Origin of the sequence: Edwardsiella sp. EA181011 (assembly GCF_000800725.1) — a bacterium.
Classification (GTDB): Bacteria; Pseudomonadota; Gammaproteobacteria; order Enterobacterales; family Enterobacteriaceae; genus Edwardsiella; species Edwardsiella anguillarum.
This window is the reverse complement of the sequence record NZ_CP011364.1, coordinates 2,970,388-2,987,979: the sequence shown is the minus strand read 5'-3', so window position 1 is coordinate 2,987,979 and position 17,592 is coordinate 2,970,388. Positions and strand designations below refer to the sequence as shown.

At 48.0% G+C, this 17,592-nt stretch carries 13 protein-coding genes and 1 pseudogene; 9 read left to right on the top strand and 5 right to left on the bottom strand.

Annotated features, from left to right (window positions below):
* Positions 1–62: 62 nt before the first annotated feature.
* The 3 genes from QY76_RS13105 to QY76_RS13095 form a co-directional block, all read right to left on the bottom strand.
* Positions 63–614 (bottom strand): ankyrin repeat domain-containing protein, encoded by a 552-nt coding sequence (locus QY76_RS13105; protein ID WP_034164304.1) that lies wholly within the window; start codon positions 612–614, stop codon positions 63–65.
* A gap of 63 nt (positions 615–677) precedes the next feature.
* On the bottom strand, positions 678–2,225 hold the full coding sequence (locus tag QY76_RS13100; protein WP_034164303.1) for a catalase: 1,548 nt from the start codon (positions 2,223–2,225) through the stop codon (positions 678–680).
* A gap of 818 nt (positions 2,226–3,043) precedes the next feature.
* Complete coding sequence (locus QY76_RS13095) at positions 3,044–3,583, bottom strand: DUF2058 domain-containing protein (protein ID WP_034164302.1); 540 nt, start codon at positions 3,581–3,583, stop codon at positions 3,044–3,046.
* A 277-nt stretch (positions 3,584–3,860) separates the two neighbouring features.
* Here QY76_RS13095 and dbpA point away from each other — a divergent pair, with 277 nt between their 5' ends.
* On the top strand, positions 3,861–5,234 hold the full coding sequence (gene dbpA, locus QY76_RS13090) for an ATP-dependent RNA helicase DbpA (protein WP_045424952.1): 1,374 nt from the start codon (positions 3,861–3,863) through the stop codon (positions 5,232–5,234).
* An 834-nt stretch (positions 5,235–6,068) separates the two neighbouring features.
* Here dbpA and QY76_RS13080 read toward each other — a convergent pair.
* Both QY76_RS13080 and QY76_RS13075 read right to left on the bottom strand, forming a co-directional pair.
* Positions 6,069–6,521 (bottom strand): hypothetical protein, encoded by a 453-nt coding sequence (locus QY76_RS13080; protein ID WP_147319173.1) that lies wholly within the window; start codon positions 6,519–6,521, stop codon positions 6,069–6,071.
* Between the two features lie 71 nt (positions 6,522–6,592).
* On the bottom strand, positions 6,593–7,261 hold the full coding sequence (locus QY76_RS13075; protein ID WP_034164290.1) for a cysteine hydrolase family protein: 669 nt from the start codon (positions 7,259–7,261) through the stop codon (positions 6,593–6,595).
* 300 nt (positions 7,262–7,561) lie between these two features.
* Here QY76_RS13075 and QY76_RS19400 point away from each other — a divergent pair.
* The 8 genes and pseudogenes from QY76_RS19400 to QY76_RS13055 form a co-directional block, all read left to right on the top strand.
* A pseudogene (locus QY76_RS19400) lies at positions 7,562–7,735 on the top strand (transposase); the annotation flags it as partial.
* Positions 7,736–8,279: 544 nt separating this feature from the next.
* On the top strand, positions 8,280–9,761 hold the full coding sequence (locus QY76_RS13070) for a BapA prefix-like domain-containing protein (protein WP_053111566.1): 1,482 nt from the start codon (positions 8,280–8,282) through the stop codon (positions 9,759–9,761).
* Positions 9,752–10,930, top strand: a complete 1,179-nt coding sequence (locus tag QY76_RS17435; RefSeq protein ID WP_045426849.1) for a BapA/Bap/LapF family large adhesin — start codon at positions 9,752–9,754, stop codon at positions 10,928–10,930. The genes QY76_RS13070 and QY76_RS17435 overlap by 10 nt, the downstream gene beginning before the upstream one ends.
* 80 nt (positions 10,931–11,010) lie before the next feature.
* Positions 11,011–12,066, top strand: coding sequence for a TolC family protein (locus tag QY76_RS18115; RefSeq protein ID WP_081854111.1), 1,056 nt, complete (start codon positions 11,011–11,013; stop codon positions 12,064–12,066).
* Positions 12,063–12,422: a TolC family protein gene (locus QY76_RS18510; protein ID WP_081854112.1), complete on the top strand. Its 360-nt coding sequence runs from the start codon at positions 12,063–12,065 to the stop codon at positions 12,420–12,422. Before QY76_RS18115 ends, QY76_RS18510 begins: the two co-directional genes overlap by 4 nt.
* Positions 12,419–14,554, top strand: coding sequence for a type I secretion system permease/ATPase (locus QY76_RS13065; RefSeq protein WP_045426852.1), 2,136 nt, complete (start codon positions 12,419–12,421; stop codon positions 14,552–14,554). Before QY76_RS18510 ends, QY76_RS13065 begins: the two co-directional genes overlap by 4 nt.
* A 97-nt stretch (positions 14,555–14,651) precedes the next feature.
* Positions 14,652–15,770: an HlyD family type I secretion periplasmic adaptor subunit gene (locus tag QY76_RS13060; RefSeq protein WP_371201640.1), complete on the top strand. Its 1,119-nt coding sequence runs from the start codon at positions 14,652–14,654 to the stop codon at positions 15,768–15,770.
* 14 nt (positions 15,771–15,784) lie between these two features.
* Positions 15,785–17,338, top strand: a complete 1,554-nt coding sequence (locus QY76_RS13055) for a glycosyltransferase (RefSeq protein WP_045426855.1) — start codon at positions 15,785–15,787, stop codon at positions 17,336–17,338.
* Positions 17,339–17,592 lie beyond the last annotated feature (254 nt).

Below are 17,592 nucleotides of genomic sequence, written 5' to 3'. Positions count from 1 at the left end.
ATTGCGCGCTCTCCATAGGGCGGCGTCGGTGAGATACCGTGCGACGGCGAGGACGCAGGGGATTATTTCCCCGTATTAATCTCGCCCGTGGAAAGGGTAGCAACGCTGTTGCCGTGAGTGTCCGTGATAGTCATATCCGCCCCACGGGCCTCGAGTTTGGCAAGCAACTCATGCTGCTGGAACAGTGATGCATACATCGCTGCCGTTTGCCCTGCTTTATTTTGAATATCCGGGCTGCATTTGGCTGCAATCAGCCTCCGGGCAATACTGATTTCACCTTTAAAAATGGCTCCCATCAACGCGGTATTTCCGCGATTATCCCGCAGGCAAGGATCTGCCCCAGCATGGATTAAACGCGTTACAATTTCTTGATGGCCATGGTAGGCCGCTAAGATCACGGCGGTATAGCCATGGCTATCTTGTACATTCATGTTGTAGCCGGTGGAAATAAAGTCATTGATGACCGCGATATTGCCATCGCGAGCGGCATTCCACAGATAATCGTTTAGCTGTTGCTTAACCGATAGTGAGTCGGGGGTCGGCTGGGAAAATGTTGGCGCACTGGATAGCGCCAGTAGGCTGGATAAGAGAAAAAACAGAGCGCGTATTTTCATTATATGGCCTTATCAAGTGATATAAATAGCCCGCGTGATGACGCGGGCTAAGTCGATTAAGATTTAATCTTGGAGCTTATCAGCCAAGTTTTTTACCGTTGGCAAATCGCCGTTAGCGACGCCGGTAAGGCGAGTGCCGTAGTCCTTATCCGCTTTATAAAAATAGGATAACATAATGTTTTTACTGGCAGTGTCAGCGCTAGCCAGGGAGGTTCCCAGGCTGTTGATGAGGTCATTTTGCTCTTTTTTACTGTATGAGCGATAAAGCTCTCCCGCCTGTTTGAAATTTTGCTCGCGCTGGATTTTACTTTGCTGCGTGGTGCCTGACAGGGGCGTTTGGCTATAACGGCTGGACACCAACTCTTCCCGCGGGTAAATACGGCTCGGCTGGTAGTTAACCCCTTTGTCTAGCGTATGCCCGCTGTTGAGTTGCCCATCCTGATTGCCATTATTGACGGCGGTATGAGGCTTGTTTATCGGTAGGCTAAGGCCATTGGCGCCGATACGGTAAAATTGTGTATCGGCATAGGCGAACAGGCGTCCTTGCAGTAGCTTATCTTCCGATGGTTCAATGCCCGGGATGAGGTTTGAGGGCGCCATCGCCACCTGCTCGGTTTCCTGGAAAACGTTATCGGGGTTCTTGTTAAGAACCATTTGGCCAATTTTTCGCTCCGGCACATCTGGCCAGATCTTCGTAGCATCAAGCGGATCGAAATCGAAGTTCTTTAGGTCTGCAGGCTTGAGAACCTGGATGTACAGATCCCACTTTGGATAGTCGCCACGGTTGATTGCAGTAACCAGATCCTGAGTCATATGGCTATAATCTTTACCTTGGATCTGTTCAACCTGCTGTGGGTCCAGGTTCTTGATCCCTTGAAGCGTTTTCCAGTGAAACTTCACATAGTGGACTTCACCTTTGTCATTAATCAGCTTATAGGCATGTACACTGTTACCGTCCATATTGCGATAGGATAATGGCGTACCCTCGTTAGAGTAGAGCAATGTTAAGGTCCGGGTTGACTCAGGCAGGTGCGAGAAAAAGTCAAAGCGTCGTGCATCATTATCAAGATTTGTACGGGGATCGGGTTTAAACGCGTGCACCATATCTGGAAACTTGATTGCATCACGGATAAAGAAGGTCGGAAAGTTATTGCCCACCAAGTCCCAATTGCCCTCGGCAGTATAAAATTTTGTCGCAAAGCCTCGCGGATCGCGCAGGGTTTCCGGCGAGTGGGTTCCATGTACTACGCTTGAGAAGCGGACAAAAACAGGAGTAGTGCTCCCGGGAGTAAAGACTTTGGCAACGGTTAAATCTGAAATATCAGCTGTTGGCGTAAATACACCGTGAGCGCCAGTACCGCGAGCGTGCACCACGCGTTCTGGAACACGCTCACGATCAAAACGCTGTAATTTTTGTAAGAGCTGTACATCCTGTAGCAATACTGGGCCATTAGGGCCGGCAGTTTGTGAGTTTTGATTATCTCCGACGGGCGCTCCATTATCCCGGGTTAAGGTATCAGCCAATACGGAAGGACTGATCGCTAAGGAGGTTAAGAAAAACAATACCTTCTTTTTTGAAGTTAATATCTTGATTTTATTGACTGTATGCATGGCACTCTCCTCGGTTGTTTTGGTGCGTTGTGATTATTTATTGAGTTGTGTTTTTTCTAAAATTGAAAATAAAATAGGGAATGTTTGATAACCACTATTTTATACATTTATATTGTATTTTTTTGATAACGAGAACGAGTGTATCGATATCTTAATGTTTATTTTATTATGCAAGATGCTAATGTGCTTTATAATAAAACGCTATAATTTATAACCAGCTGGATGTTTACTATTTGATCATTTTTATCATTGTAGATGGCCGGTTACCATATTTGTTAGCTAATCATATCTATTGATTTGATAGGGGGTAACGAATATAGCCTGGTTTAAATATGCACAGGGAATTATCCGAAATACGATAGCATAGGGGGGAGACTGAAGAATAGTCTGCGAAAACTCACCTCATTATAAAAGTGAGTGCATTCCTTATCTGGATCACCTGAGATTGAGCAAGCGTATCGTTTTACCTGGGTGGGTACCGCGCCACGAATAGGGTGACGCGAGGCGTAGCCTAAGATAACCGGAGGAGAGCGCGTTTGCATGATAATGCCATAAGAGGCGGAATACGGTTCTCTCTAATGGCATTGGCATTACCCGCAGCGTGATAGACGTACTGATGCCGGACAGCGATGATGATGGTGCGTGAGGAAGAGGGCGTCGCGCCGCTGACGCGAGTGGTCAACCGTTGGGGCAGGGTCAACGTCGCGCTACGGTGATTCATGAGCACCGCGGCGTATGCATACTATATGCTGATAAGTGTATGCATCTCGCCAGGATGCATATTACCGACCATTACACCGTGGCGCTCGATGACTGACTTACCACATCAAATCATCAGGGATCTTAAAGTCGGCATACGGATCATCCTCATCCTGTGCCTCTTGGCTCAGGGCGCTGTTCAGGACAATGCTCTCGGCATCCCGCTGCGCGATTTTATCGGCAACGCTGGCCGGGATAATGACGTACTCATCGTTGTCGCTGCCGTTAACGGCCAGACGGGCAATGGCGAGGCGGCCGCTGACCAACTGGTTTTGCGTCAGCTTATCCACCGTCATTTTTTTGATGATGCTGCCATCTGTAAAGTTAAAATCGATATCGCCTCTTTTCAGGCTGACTCGGTTCATTTCAATCAGCTGCTTAACCTGGGCTTTGATCTCTTTAGCGATGGTCGCCTGCTTCTGCTGTTCGCTCAGCTGCTTATCCCGTTCGAGTTGTGCCTGCTTTTTTTCCTCTACGGCCTCGCGCGCCTCGCGGGCCTGAACCCGTGATTTTTTAGCCGTTCTCTGGACCTTGGCCATCTTTTTACTGGTCACAAGCCCCGCTTTTAGCATCTGCTCTTGTAAGGTAAGTTTTGTCATCTTCGTTTCTGGCTCAGTCAGGTTATCCAGGAGAGTATACCCGTAATTCTCGGGGCTGTGCCACGTTACCGGGTAAAACCACTCTTTGGCGGGTGTTCCCGGGGCATTTTGCCCAAGATCCAACCGGTCAGGGATGGGGTACGGCGGCGGAAAGGGGTAGGGGTGATGTCCGGATGAAAAATCCACACGGCACCATCGGTATTGAATGGTATCATTATCCTCCGACGCCCTGGCAATAACGCCCGGACGGCCTTTTTTATCCGCTGAGACTATCACTGTGACATCGTTTGCTGAACTAAATGCCCTTCCCGAAGAACAACTCAACAACCTTAATGAGCTGGGCTACCAGACCATGACGCCGGTGCAGGCGGCGACGCTGCCGGCCATTCTGGCGGGAAAGGATGTCCGCGCGCAGGCGAAGACCGGCAGCGGTAAAACGGCGGCGTTTGGCCTTGGCCTGCTGCAGCATATTGATGCCAGCCGGTTTATTACCCAGTCGCTGGTGCTGTGTCCGACCCGTGAGCTGGCCGATCAGGTGGCGGCCGCGCTGCGCAGGCTGGCGCGCTATATGCCGAATATCAAAGTGCTGACGCTGTGCGGCGGAGTCCCCTTCGGCGCGCAGCGCGATTCGCTGGCCCATGCGCCGCACATCATTGTGGCAACACCGGGAAGGCTGCTCGATCATCTAAAAAAAGAGACCGTCAGCCTGGAGGCGCTGCAGACGCTCATCCTGGATGAAGCGGATCGGATGCTGGACATGGGCTTTGCCGATGCGCTGGACGAAGTGATTTCCTGGGCGCCGGAAACGAGCCAGACGCTGCTGTTTTCCGCGACCTGGCCTGCGGAGATCGCCGCTATTAGCCGCCGAATTCAGCGCGATCCGCTGACGATTGAAATCGATACCGATGGCGAGCTGCCCGCGGTGGAGCAGCGTTTCTACGAGGTCTCCCGCAGTGGTAAGCTAGGCCTGCTGCAGACGCTGTTAAGCCAGTATCAGCCGGCCTCTTGCGTGGTGTTCTGTAATACCAAGAAAGATTGTCAGGCGGTTTATGATGCGCTGGAGGGTTGTGAGCAGAGCGTGCTGGCGTTGCACGGCGATATGGAGCAGCGCGATCGCGATCAGACGCTAGTGCGTTTCGCTAACGGCAGCAGCCGGGTGCTGGTAGCGACCGATGTGGCGGCCCGAGGGCTGGATATTAAGGCCCTGGAGATGGTGATCAACTACGAGCTCTCCTGGGATCCGGAGGTTCACGTGCACCGAATTGGCCGCACAGCCCGCGCCGGCGCAAGCGGGCTGGCTGTCAGCCTCTGTGCACCGGAGGAGGCGCAGCGCGCCAACGCGCTGGAGGAGATGCTCGGCGTCAGACTCCAGTGGCAGCCTCAGCCGGACGGTGTTCGCATCGTCGCCCTGGAGGCGGCGATGGCGACCCTGTGCATCGATGGCGGTAAAAAAGCCAAAATGCGCCCGGGCGATATCCTGGGGGCGCTAACCGGTGAACTGGGGCTGGACGGTGCGGATATCGGAAAAATCGATATTCAACCGACTCACGCGTACGTCGCCGTGCGTCGAGCGGTGGCCCGCCAGGTTTGGAAGCAGCTGCAGCAGGGCAAAATCAAAGGGAAGGCGGTGAAGGTCCGACTGCTGAAGTGATGCCGCCTGATTGCCGCCGGAGTGGGTGACCCTCCGGCGCGTGTTTTTAAGGGGGCGCTTGCGGCCGCGCTGACCGCGATGTCAAAAGCATCCGCGCCGCGGATATTTTAGATTTTGCGCCCCGAGGAGGGACTAAAAACACCTTGGGCGGCAATAGATTTTATTTTGGCGTTAAGTCATGAATAGAATTACTCTATTTAATTTAAAGTTTTTGCATGCGGTGTAATACATTCCTATGCGTGCGCTATTCCCCTGATTCTTTGACGGGGCACACGCGCTGACTTCGTATTGTAACTAACATCCGTGCGTTTTCCATTAAACGCCAGCGCGACTGATTCACTACTCGTTGTTTAAGTTAAACCTCGCAATTTGCATATTACGGGGTTCAAGAGCGGCGCTTCACATAACTCATATTCATGACCGGGAACCTTCACAAAGGCAGCGTTGTGACGCGGTGCCACCCCCTGCTTGCCCCCTTCGCGCCCATGATACGTCTCTCCGGCGTTGACTCTAGGGATTAGCCGGAAAGACCTGCCCACCGAGGTATCCCGTTATGGCCTCATTCCTCCCCCTGCCGGATCGATCAAACGGCCCGTGACGTCCGAGGAATAACCAAGCGATGGCTTGCGCCGCTGCCTCCGACTGATCGCCGCGTTTTATGAGCCAGCTCTCTTTCAGGCGATCGGCCTGCGCGCGCTCGTCGGCGCACAAGGCCGCCGTGAACCTTCTGATTCTTTCCCGCTGATATTCCTCAATATATTTGTATGTGTGATATGTAATGCATTGATTTTATTTTAACTTTATCGCGATGAACAATTTGAGCGACTGCTCACTTTAGGTGTTGAGCGGACGCTCAATCGTGTGTATAGTGCCCACATTACTCGCGTGTGCTTGGTTAGACTCGCAGCCTGAGCGCGTCAGTGGCTGCCACGCGAGATCGCTGACACAGGTGTGTGCCAGGCCGTATTGCTGTAACTGCGCACACAGCCGCGGGTAGTGCGTGGCAAACGCCGCCGCCGTAAGCGGCCGGGTCGCGCTGCGCGCCGTGGGTCGCCAGACGGGCGCGTGACGCAGATCGATCTCGAAACGCTCCGCCAATAAGCGGCCCGCCGTCAGCCTGACGGGGGCGTGCCGGACGGCCATATGCCGCCACTCCCAGCCTACCGGCAGGGCGACCCGCAGCGCATCGGGTAAATCGGGGTAGCGCTGGCCGCACAGTAGCGTGAACAGCGCTCCTTGGGCATCGCGCAGATTGAGCGCGTGTGCGAAGCTGCTGTGTACCGACAACGACTGCGCGCTACGCTCGGCGGCAAGATAGCCACACGAGAGCGCGGGAAGCAGCGGCGGCCTCATACAACTTAGCCCTGTAACCCGGCGATGATGGAGTCGGCGTCGCTGACCCAGCCGAAGATCGCCCCCTGCGCCTTGATCATCTCCAGCGCGGATTTCTGGAACTCGGGGAAGTAGGAGCCGACGCAATCGGCCGGGATGATGCACTGATAACCGCGATCGTTGGCTTCACGCACGGTGGTATTGACGCACACCTCGGTGGTCACCCCGCAGACGATCAGCGTCTTGATGCCATGGTTTTGTAGGATCAGCTGCAGATCGGTCTGGTAGAAGGCGCCTTTACCCGGCTTATCGACCACCGGCTCCCCGGCGATAGGGTAGAGCTCTGGGATGATGTCGTGGCCTGGTTCGCCACGCACCAGGATGCGACCCATCGGGCCCGGCTCGCCGATGAAGGTCTTTCCGCCACGGGTGAGCTTGGCGGCGGGGCAGTCGCTCAGATCGGCGCGATGCCCTTCGCGGGTATGGATCACCAACAGCTGATGGGCGCGCGCGGCGGCGAGCACTTTTTGGCAGGGGGCAATGGCGCTACGCACCAGCGAGACATCATTACCGAGCGCCTCGCCAAAGCCGCCGGCCTCGACGAAGTCACGCTGCATGTCGATCATCACCAGCGCGGTGCTCTGGGGATCGAAGGGCAGGGCGAAGGGTTGAGCCTGGAATGCCTGTTGCGTCATGGTACTTCTCCTGTGCGTTGAATTAACCATCCGTTATCTCTGGAGGCGAGTATTCCCGACAATAGTGCGTTGCGACAGGAAAATAGTTTGCCGCACAGCGGCAAAATTTTTGCAGCGAGCGGGCGGTGGCATGCCAGGGTGTGAGGGCGCTCATGGCGAGGTTCGTAGCATCAATATAATCGATGATGAATATTTTTTAATTCAAAAAATTAGTTGATGGAGTGTGATGCCCCCCACCTATTTCATCGATGTGCGCAGGGGGAGAGCATGCCAGAAAGAAGAGCCTGCGCCGCCTGACGTGGTCTGAGTCTACGCCAGCACTCAAATGGCGACAGGCCGGCGCTGATGAACATGACTAAAAGGGGAGGCAAGCATCTGCGCACTCTTCTTATTCATGGTATCCATGCTGTTGTCATGGGTAACGAGAATAATAGCGATGGGTATCTGAATCAGTGGATTAACAAGATGAAGGGATAGCGTGATTTTAATAAGACGGTATTGGTTGAATTATATTACTTTATCTTGGCTAATGTGTAATGGTGTGAGGGGGGGTATAATCTGAAGTCAGTGACTTGATATCTTCAGTTTTTCTACAATAAGGTGATTACGTCTGATGTGTATTATTATCGTGCTTCTCAAATAAACTATTAACCACATGTCAAATATGGTCATTTTTGTAATTAACAATTAACTGAATAATATCAGTAATTTTATTTATTATATAGCGGCAATAGTTATTTATAATAATAAAAATTTATTAAATATTTATTTTGTGGATGAAAGTTCTGTTTTTTAATTTCTTTATGGTGATATGTTTTTTTAGTCATCTTTCTGTGATGCTGAGAGGTAAATACCTATTTTTTTTGTGGTTGAATGCTTTGGTTTAATAAGTGTATAAAGCTGTGGATCTTCATTATTGTTTTTTGCATTACGGAGTTGATGACTCCACTCGGCATATTTTACACATGTGCTTAGTACGTAATGGAGATTGTATCTAATTGAGAATAAAAGTTTATATATGGATGTAGAGCTAATGGATGATATATCTACCATCGATAGGAGTAGCGGTGAAATACTGAGCGTCAATGGGAGTGTAATAACACTCTCACACCCGAGTATTATTACGCTCTCTGCAGCGAAAGAGAATGTTGTTCTCTTTGTTCGTGAAGGTCGGAATCTTGTTGTTGCGTTGAAATCAGGGGGTAAGATAATACTCGTCGATTTTTACCCTGAAACAGGAGAGGACTCTGACAATGTACTCGTCATTAAGGATGAAGATGGCGCTTTATGGTGGGTAGAGCATCCTGGAACGGCTTTTCAATATACTACATTATTGCCTGATATTGAAAGTCTGATGTTGCCTCAGGATAATTCATCGATAGCTTCTGGATTAGTTGGTTTTACCGGACTGGGGGGAGGATTGGCCGGACTGGCGGCGCTTGCTAGCCGGGGAGAGGGAAGCCGTTTAACAAACAACAGCGACTCCGGTTCCGAGGGTGGCGCGGGCTCCGACAGCGACTCCGACGCCGAGGGTGGCGCGGGTTCCGACAGCGACTCCGACGCCGAGGGCGGCGCGGGCTCCGACAGCGATTCCGAGGGGGGATCGGGCTCCGACAGTGACTCCGACGCCGAGGGCGGCGCGGGCTCCGATAGCGACTCCGACAGCGAGGGTGGCGCGGGCTCCGACAGCGACTCCGACGCCGAGGGTGGCGCGGGTTCCGACAGCGACTCCGACGCCGAGGGCGGCGCGGGCTCCGACAGCGACTCCGACAGCGAGGGTGGCGCGGGCTCCGATAGCGACTCCGACAGCGATTCCGACGCCGAGGGCGGCGCGGGCTCCGATAGCGACTCCGACAGCGAGGGTGGCGCGGGCTCCGATAGCGACTCCGACAGCGACTCCGACGCCGAGGGCGGCGCGGGCTCCGATAGCGACTCCGACAGCGAGGGTGGCGCGGGCTCCGATAGCGACTCCGACAGCGAGGGCGGCGCGGGCTCCGATAGTGACTCCGACGCCGAGGGTGGCGCGGGCTCCGACAGTGACTCCGACGCCGAGGGTGGCTCGGACTCTGACAGCGACTCCGACTCCGAGGGTGGCTCGGGTTCCGATAGTGACTCTGACTCCGAGGGCGGCGCAGGCTCCGACAGCGACTCCGACAGCGACTCCGAGGGGGGATCGGGCTCCGACAGTGACTCCGACGCCGAGGGCGGCGCGGGCTCCGACAGTGACTCCGACGCCGAGGGCGGCGCGGGCTCCGACAGCGACTCCGACGCCGAGGGCGGCGCGGGCTCCGACAGTGACTCCGACGCCGAGGGGGGCGCAGGCTCCGATAGCGACTCCGACGCCGAGGGCGGCGCAGGATCCGATAGCGACTCCGACGCCGAGGGCGGCGCGGGCTCCGACAGTGACTCCGACGCCGAGGGGAGCGCAGGCTCCGATAGCGACTCCGACAGCGATTCCGAGGGGGGGCGGACTCGGATAGTGATACAGAATTGGATTTGAAACTCTCTGATGATAATGCAGTACTAAATGGGGAATCAAAATCTTATACCGTTGATAACGGAACGTCGTCGCAGACGAGTTTCGCGGTGGTATCAATTGGGTTAGGCGATATCCTTGATCTCTCTGTGATCGATATTAAAAAACAAGCTAAGGTTTCTGTAGAGGAGGGGACAACGCGTTCGATTACTCTACAAGGAAAAGGTGGTGGTGTTAGTATCGGTTCCGTTTTTGACCTATTAATTTATAAACTTAATCCAGAAACAGGTAATTACGATAAGTATCATGTCGAGAAGAATTTCCTTAAGATCCTTTTACTCGGAGGCGTCGGTGATGAAGTGGAGATTACCTTACCCGCGGGGGACTATGTGTTCCTATTGGATCAGACTTCCGGTATCGCGGTTGCGACGGGGGTAACTCTGGATTTTCTCACCGACGTGACAATAGGGATGGAGGTGTTTGGTGAGAGTATCAACGGTAATGTCATTAGCGGTAGTGAAGATGGTGCGGGGATGGATATTGTCCCTGAGGGTACCGTTGTTAGCAGTGTAAATGGTATTAAGTTGTCGGGAAGCGGTGAGACAACAATTGTTGGAAAATATGGTTTCCTCACTATTGATTCGCAAGGTAACTATAGTTACACCCTTAATGATGGGATCAAGCCAGAGAGTATTCAGGACGCAGAGGTTTTCGTTTACGAAGTGACGGCTCCAGATGGTTCGAAGAGTGAGGCAAAATTAACGATAGATATTAAGGTCGACGGTAGTGGGGGCGGGCCAGAGTCGACTTTAGGCAAGGGGGAAGAGGCTGAGTTATTACAGCCAGTTGATGACAATGTGGTGCTAGATGGGGAAGTAGATATAGCATTGGCTGAGACGATCTTGCTAGATATCAGTGAGACAATCGATCATGAGACGTTTGATTTTGTTTTATCTAGTGAAGATAACGGCGAAACTATACATCTCGCAGATATAGAAATTAATAACTTATTATCCGATGCTGGAGATAAAAATTCTATCTCTTCAATACCATTTGATGGAACTGAAGAGGTTTCGATGCTTAATGTTCAAGCAGCCAGTTATCCAATGACTTCTGCTGTGTTAACAAATACTGTTGATAGCACAGTTAATAGTATTGACTATATTATTGATTTTGATTCTCCTGAAGTTTAAATCAGTTGTGTTTAGTGGCATGGCGCAGTAAGCGTGGCACACGGATGTGCTAGTATATATATATTTGGATGTTAGAATAAATGGCTTTGAATAAATTCCATTATGGATTGTTGTTGTGGGTGCTATCTAGTGGAAGTGGTTGGGCCATAGATAGTATAAAAAAGACAGATGTCATCTTGTCGCAAGAGGAATTATCTGCAAATACATCCTTACGGTTGAGTAATAATTCAACGATACAGGATGTGGTGTCTCCTGTTGCGCTAGATATCACTAAAGCCGTGTGGCGGGCGGTTCAATGGCATCCCAGTATTGCCGAAGTTGCAAGTAAGATATATGAGTCTAGTGAAAGAGTAAATATCGAGCGGGCAAAGTATTATCCTCGGGTTAGTTTAGGTATGAATAATGAATTGCTTAATTCTTCGTCAGGGTTTAACTATGACCCAGCCATTGACTTGAGTTTGACTCAGGTGCTGTATGATTTTGGTAAGATAGATTCATCGCTACGTGCAGCGAAAGCGAAGGTGGCTCAAACTCAAGCCGAGTTATTGTTAAGAGTTGATACTGTTGCATATGATACGGCGAAGAGTGTAGTTCAAATTCAGGGCTATAAGAAATTAATTGATATCGCTCGGGATCAAGTTATAGCGCTGGAGAGTATTATGATGTTGGCTCAACAGCGCTACCGTGAAGGCGCTAGTTCATTTTCTGATGTTGTACAAACTCAGACCAGAATTGAGGGGGCTCGTTCTACCCTGTTACAATATCAGGCTAACTTAGAGCGCTGGCAGGCTACGCTAGCAAATTTTCTCGGTTGGGGGCACGTTAATAGTGTGGCAGATGAACTTCCTTGGGCCTTAAGTAATTACTGCCAGATTGCATCTTTAGATTATAAAATAGTTCCTGCGGCTTTACTCTCTACTGCACAATTAAGATATGCACAAGCTAATCTAGATACTGCCATGGCTCAAATGACGCCAACGATAGCTTTGGTTCCAAATGTAACGCACTATATCAAAGATAGTGGCATGGTATCACGTGGTTACGATAGAACACAGTTTGCTTTGAGAGTTAAGGTAGATATGCCCTTATACCAAGGGGGGGGTTATCAGCCAATCGTAATGCCGCGCAATATATGATTCAATCTGCACGTGCAGCGTTGAAAAATACTGAGTTAAACATCTCTAGACAATTGAATGAATCGAAAAATGAAGAAATTACGCTATCACGAACTTTGATAACGCTGAGTAAACAAAAAAAGTTAGCTGAGGAAAATTTTAGGTTATATAAGAAGCAATATCTCCAATTGGGTGGGCGAACATTACTTGATTTATTAAACGCTGAGCAGGAAATATATCAGGTATCTTTTTCGGAAATTGAAATAAATAATCAATTGAATATACTTCAACTCGATTGCCTCTATAGTACTGGAAATATTAGATCAGCATTCAAATTAAATAATACAATTATCCAGTCTGTGGAGGTTCAATCATGAGTGAATTTGATGGACAAATACTATCTAAGGAAGTAACTTCTGATAATAAAAAGAAAATGAATGCATGGGCCGATGCGATAAGTCAGATTGCCTTATTTTATCGGATTACTCATTCACGGGGAGTGCTATATTCCATTACACAGTGGCAGAGTGGTTTACCTCTGATGTCTGCTCTGACGAATCTTGCGCGACAAGCGGGACTATCTGCACGTTTACTTGATCAGTTGGATCTCGATGTTTCACTATGGCGCTTGCCTCTCGTTGTTGAGTTATCGGATCAGCGTATCGCAGTGATTACTCGTTTTGATGGTGATGATTCGGTAACGCTAAATTTTTCAGATGATAGTCAGCAAAATGTCGTCTCATACCATGAACTATTGAGTGAAGTACGGAGTGTGGTCTCTTTTCGCCCATTAGCAAAGGGTAAAGATAGTCGGGTGGACGCTTATGTGACGGCATTTAAACCAGATTGGTTGAAGCGCTTACTCGCTCATGATTGGAGAACATATGGATATGTGGTTTTATCATCATTAATTATTAATATATTAGCTCTATCGGGTATCTTGTTTTCGATGCAGGTATATGACCGGGTGATTCCTGCGCAATCGCTTCCGACACTATATGTGCTATATGCTGGAGTGATATTAGCGGTTTCTTTTTCATTTTTATTAGGGTTAAGTCGTGGCCATATTTCAGATATTTTAGGTAAACGAGCAGATTTGCGAGTCTCTGAGCGGGTTTTCGGCCATACATTACGTTTGCGTGAAAGTGCAACTCCTCGCTCGACAGGAAGTTTTATTGCACAACTGCGCGAGTTGGAGCAGATTCGAGAAATGGTGACCTCTACTACGGTAACGGCTGTAGTCGATATCCCATTTTTTATATTTTTTATATTTGTGCTATTTCTAATATCACCGCAGTTAGCCTGGATTGCACCATTAGCTGCATTGTTCATGATTATGCCAGGTTTTTTCTTGCAGAGAAAAATGGGGGAGCTAGCTAAGAATTCCATTCATGAATCTGTGTTACGTAATGCTGTATTAGTTGAAAGCGTTCAAGGGCTTGATGATATTAAGCAACTGCAAGCAGAAGAGCGTTTTTTACAGCAATGGAATGGTTATGTTCGTATAATTTCTGAATCAAATATTAGACTCCGTAGATTGACACAAGGATTAACTACTTGGGGAGGCGCGATCCAAAGTCTGGTCTACGCGACGGTGATCTTTGTAGGGGCTCCAATGGTAATTGATGGTGACCTCACGACTGGCGCAATTGTTGCAGTGTCGCTGCTTTCATCGCGGATGATTACACCCATGACCAAATTATGTGGTATCTTGGCCCGCTGGCAGCAATTGAAGGCGGCTAAGGCAGGGTTAGATAGTATCCTACAGCTTCCTATCGAAATAGATAATGAGCAGCAATGTGTGCATTGTCCCGTATTGTATGGGCACTATCAATTTAATCATGCCGTGATGCAATACACTATTCATGATCCATTAGCTCAGTTGAAAATTAATAAATTGGAGATTAGGCCTGGTGAACGTATAGCGCTGTTAGGTCCTAATGGAGCCGGGAAATCAGCCTTGTTGAGAGCGTTGTCTGGCGGGATGACGCTCGTTTCTGGGGAGGTTCGCCTCGATAATATAAGTTTACCTCATATTGATGTTTATGATGTACGGCGTAATGTGGGATTTTTGACACAAAATGCTAGATTGTTTCACGGAACATTGCGTGAGAATTTAATGTTAGGCGCTCCCCATGTTAATGATGAAAAATTATTTGAAATATTAGAAATAGTCGGAGCAGCCAGCTTTGTACGTCGTTTACCATTGGGCATAGAACATATGGTAATGGAGGGTGGGGGCGGGCTTTCTGGTGGCCAACGTCAATCTCTTCTGCTAGCAAGAACTCTACTGCGTGATCCTAATATCATCCTGTTGGATGAGCCCACCGCGCTACTGGATGAGAATACTGAGCGGGAGTTTATTAAGCGTTTTAATAAATGGCTAGCGGGACGCACACTTATTGTTACAACTCATCGCCGTGCGATATTAGAGTTAGTTGATCGTGTCATTGTGTTACGAGATGGCATGATAGCGCTCGATGAGAGAAAAGATAAAATCATTAAATAAGTATTAGAGGAATGGTATGAAGCGTATGTTTGAGCGCTTTTTAAAACCGAGAAAAAAACAGAACCAGGGCTTCGAAAATGATGAGGTCACTGGGTCTATATGTCTCATTATAACAATATTTTTATTATGTCTAACACTTATGATTTGGGCTTGGGGGGCCGTATTGGATGAAGTGTCATCAGGGGCAGGAAAGGTCATTCCGAGCACTCGTGAGCAGATTGTTCAATTGATTGATGGTGGCGTCTTACTTGAGCTAAATGTTCGCGAAGGGGAGACGGTAAATGAGAATGATATTATTGCAAAACTGGATCCAACTCGTCATGAATCAAATGTAGGAGAGAGTCTTGCACGATACCATGCTGCATTGGCTGCCTCTGCACGCTTACATACTGAGGTAAATGATTTGCCTCTACATTTTCCAGATGAGTTGCAGGAATTTCCTGAATTAATTGCTAGCGAGACGCGACTTTTTAATTCACGTCGAAAGCAACTTAATGATGCGACGGCAAGAATTAATGAGTCTTTATCCCTAGTTAATAATGAGCTGCTGATTACTGAACGGCTTGCTAAGAACGGTGCGGCCAGTGAGGTTGAAGTATTAAGGTTACGTAGACAACAGTCTGAATTGAGACTAAAACTGACGGAAATAATCTCCCAGTATTATGTTCAGGCACGTGAGGAGTTGGCTAAAGGTAACGCTGAGGTTGCCTCGTTAGCTCAGGTCATTAAGGGTCGGGCAGATTCGTTGGCTCGTTTGGTCGTTCGCTCTCCGGTTCGCGGTATTGTTAAGAACATTAAGGTGATGACTATTGGAGGGGTAATTCCAGCAAACGGTGTATTAATGGAGATCGTACCATTAGATGATCATCTATTGATCGAGGTGCGTATTTCACCTCGTGATATCGCATTTATCTATCCCGGACAGCAAGCAATGGTTAAAATATCTGCCTATGATTATGCCATTTATGGGGGGATGACGGGTGTCGTCGAGAGTATATCACCAGATACACTGCAGGATGAAGTTCGTCCTGAAATATATTATTACCGAGTATTTATCAAAACAGATGTCGATTATCTGAAAAGTAAATCTGGTGCGCAGTATGCTATTGTTCCAGGAATAGTGGCAACGGTGGATATAAAAACAGGTGAGAAAACTATTCTTAATTATCTGATTAAACCATTTAATACAATGCGCGAAGCATTACGTGAAAGATAGCCAGGAGGGCTGGTATGCAGTGTCAGCAAGAATATATAGGGCGTGAGATCGTTATGCTTTATCCTAGAATTGGCGCTAAGAAAAATGGATTAGTTATGGCGATGTTAAAGCGAGCTAATACGTTGGGAAAGGCTGGATGTAGTGTAACCATCTTAACGGTGGAGTATGATTCTGACCTTTTGCTTATTTATCAGGATTTGTTGGCAAGAAATTTAATACATCCGCGGGTAAGGTTTGTTAATATGTATGCATATTATCTTGGTATGCCATTTACGCCGCACAAGCAGCAGATTGATCCTCCTCCTGTGACTCGATATCTGGCGCCAGATGCTTCAGGGAATTTTGTTTTTGATAACGTAAAGGGAGAAAAACGTTATGAGGTGACCCGAGATAATGGAGTGCTTGCTTATGTTAATTACTTGCGGAATGGACAGGTCATTTTACGTGCTAAATATGATGGGCATCAGTGTCTAAGTTGTGTTCAATCATTAGTAGATGGAAAGGTTCTCGTTGAATATTACTTTAAGCGTGATGGTAAACTTAAAATAATTAATAGCTACGATGCCAAAAAAGAGGGTAAGGTATTAACTAGTTGTTTATTATTTACTGATGATGGTTTTATCGAAAATACGTTTACCAGTGAGAAGGATTTATTTTTATATTTTTTTGATAAACTATTTTTACGCACTGATTATTTTTATCATTTTATCATAGATCGAGCTATCTACTTTGGTGAAATTCTTTTATCTAGAGTAAAGAAAATAAATCACGCTTATTATGCCGCAATCCATGCGGCACATTATGTACGCGCTGACGATATAAATTCACGGCCAAATAAAAACTACGTTTTTTACTTTGAGAACGTGAAGGAGGTAGATGCATTTGTATTTTTAACGCGCCGGCAATTGCTTGATGCACAAGCAAGGTTTGTGCTCGGCGAAAAATGCCATCATATTCCTCATGTGGCAGATAATCTCATCAGAGAAAAAGCTATTGAGCGCAAGAAATATAAATGTATTTCACTCGGTCGCTTTGATCCTGTTAAAAGATTGCCCGAGTTAGTTAAAATATTTTCTTATGTGGTTCAAGCGATTCCAGAGGCAATGTTAGAGATCTATGGTTATGGGTCTGAAAGTGAGAAGATCATGCAGGCGATCGAGACGTATGGTTTGCAAAATAGTGTTAAGTTGTGTGCTTATACTGAAGAAGTGAGTGCTATATATCAATCTGCAGATTTGATGCTATTTACTAGCTCTTCAGAGGGATGGGGGTTAGTGATTATGGAAGCATTAGCTAATGCTTGCCCTGTGATTGCTTTTGACATTAATTATGGCCCTGCTGATATGATCCGAGACGGTGAGAATGGTTTCTTGATCGAGGATAAGCAGTATAGGGTGTTTGCCGAAAAGGTTATTGCAGCATTGCGGGATCGAGATGGCATACAATTATTACAAGATAATGCAATCCGTAGTGCGAAAGAGTATACAGAGTTCAATTTTTCACAACGTTGGATGACGTTGTTGAGTCAGATTGAGTTAGCTAAAGGTTGTCAATTACGCTTATTTTAAGAATGTGTCATCAGTCGTAAATAAAGTGGCGCGGATATGAGCCGTCTATTACCTTAGTGTAGTCGTGGAGAGTAAGGGCGTTCTCAATCCTCAGCTGGAAGAGGAATACAACATAATACTTATGCTGAGATATAGTTTATCTTTTCCTTTTAGTATCTATTATCATTCAATTGATTCTATTCGTGTCATATGATTGAAATATCAAAATAATTGATGCTGAATGTTTTTTATTCAAAAAATTAGTTGATAGCGTG

Excerpts from the sequence above, each read along its gene's own strand:
- QY76_RS13105 (WP_034164304.1), bottom strand. The coding sequence starts at position 614 with ATGAAAATACGCGCTCTGTTTTTTCTCTTATCCAGCCTACTGGCGCTA.
- QY76_RS13100 (WP_034164303.1), bottom strand. The coding sequence starts at position 2,225 with ATGCATACAGTCAATAAAATCAAGATATTAACTTCAAAAAAGAAGGTA.
- QY76_RS13095 (WP_034164302.1), bottom strand. The coding sequence starts at position 3,583 with ATGACAAAACTTACCTTACAAGAGCAGATGCTAAAAGCGGGGCTTGTG.
- QY76_RS13075 (WP_034164290.1), bottom strand. The coding sequence starts at position 7,261 with ATGACGCAACAGGCATTCCAGGCTCAACCCTTCGCCCTGCCCTTCGAT.
- QY76_RS13070 (WP_053111566.1), top strand. The coding sequence starts at position 8,280 with ATGGATGTAGAGCTAATGGATGATATATCTACCATCGATAGGAGTAGC.
- QY76_RS18115 (WP_081854111.1), top strand. The coding sequence starts at position 11,011 with ATGGCTTTGAATAAATTCCATTATGGATTGTTGTTGTGGGTGCTATCT.
- QY76_RS18510 (WP_081854112.1), top strand. The coding sequence starts at position 12,063 with ATGATTCAATCTGCACGTGCAGCGTTGAAAAATACTGAGTTAAACATC.
- QY76_RS13065 (WP_045426852.1), top strand. The coding sequence starts at position 12,419 with ATGAGTGAATTTGATGGACAAATACTATCTAAGGAAGTAACTTCTGAT.
- QY76_RS13055 (WP_045426855.1), top strand. The coding sequence starts at position 15,785 with ATGCAGTGTCAGCAAGAATATATAGGGCGTGAGATCGTTATGCTTTAT.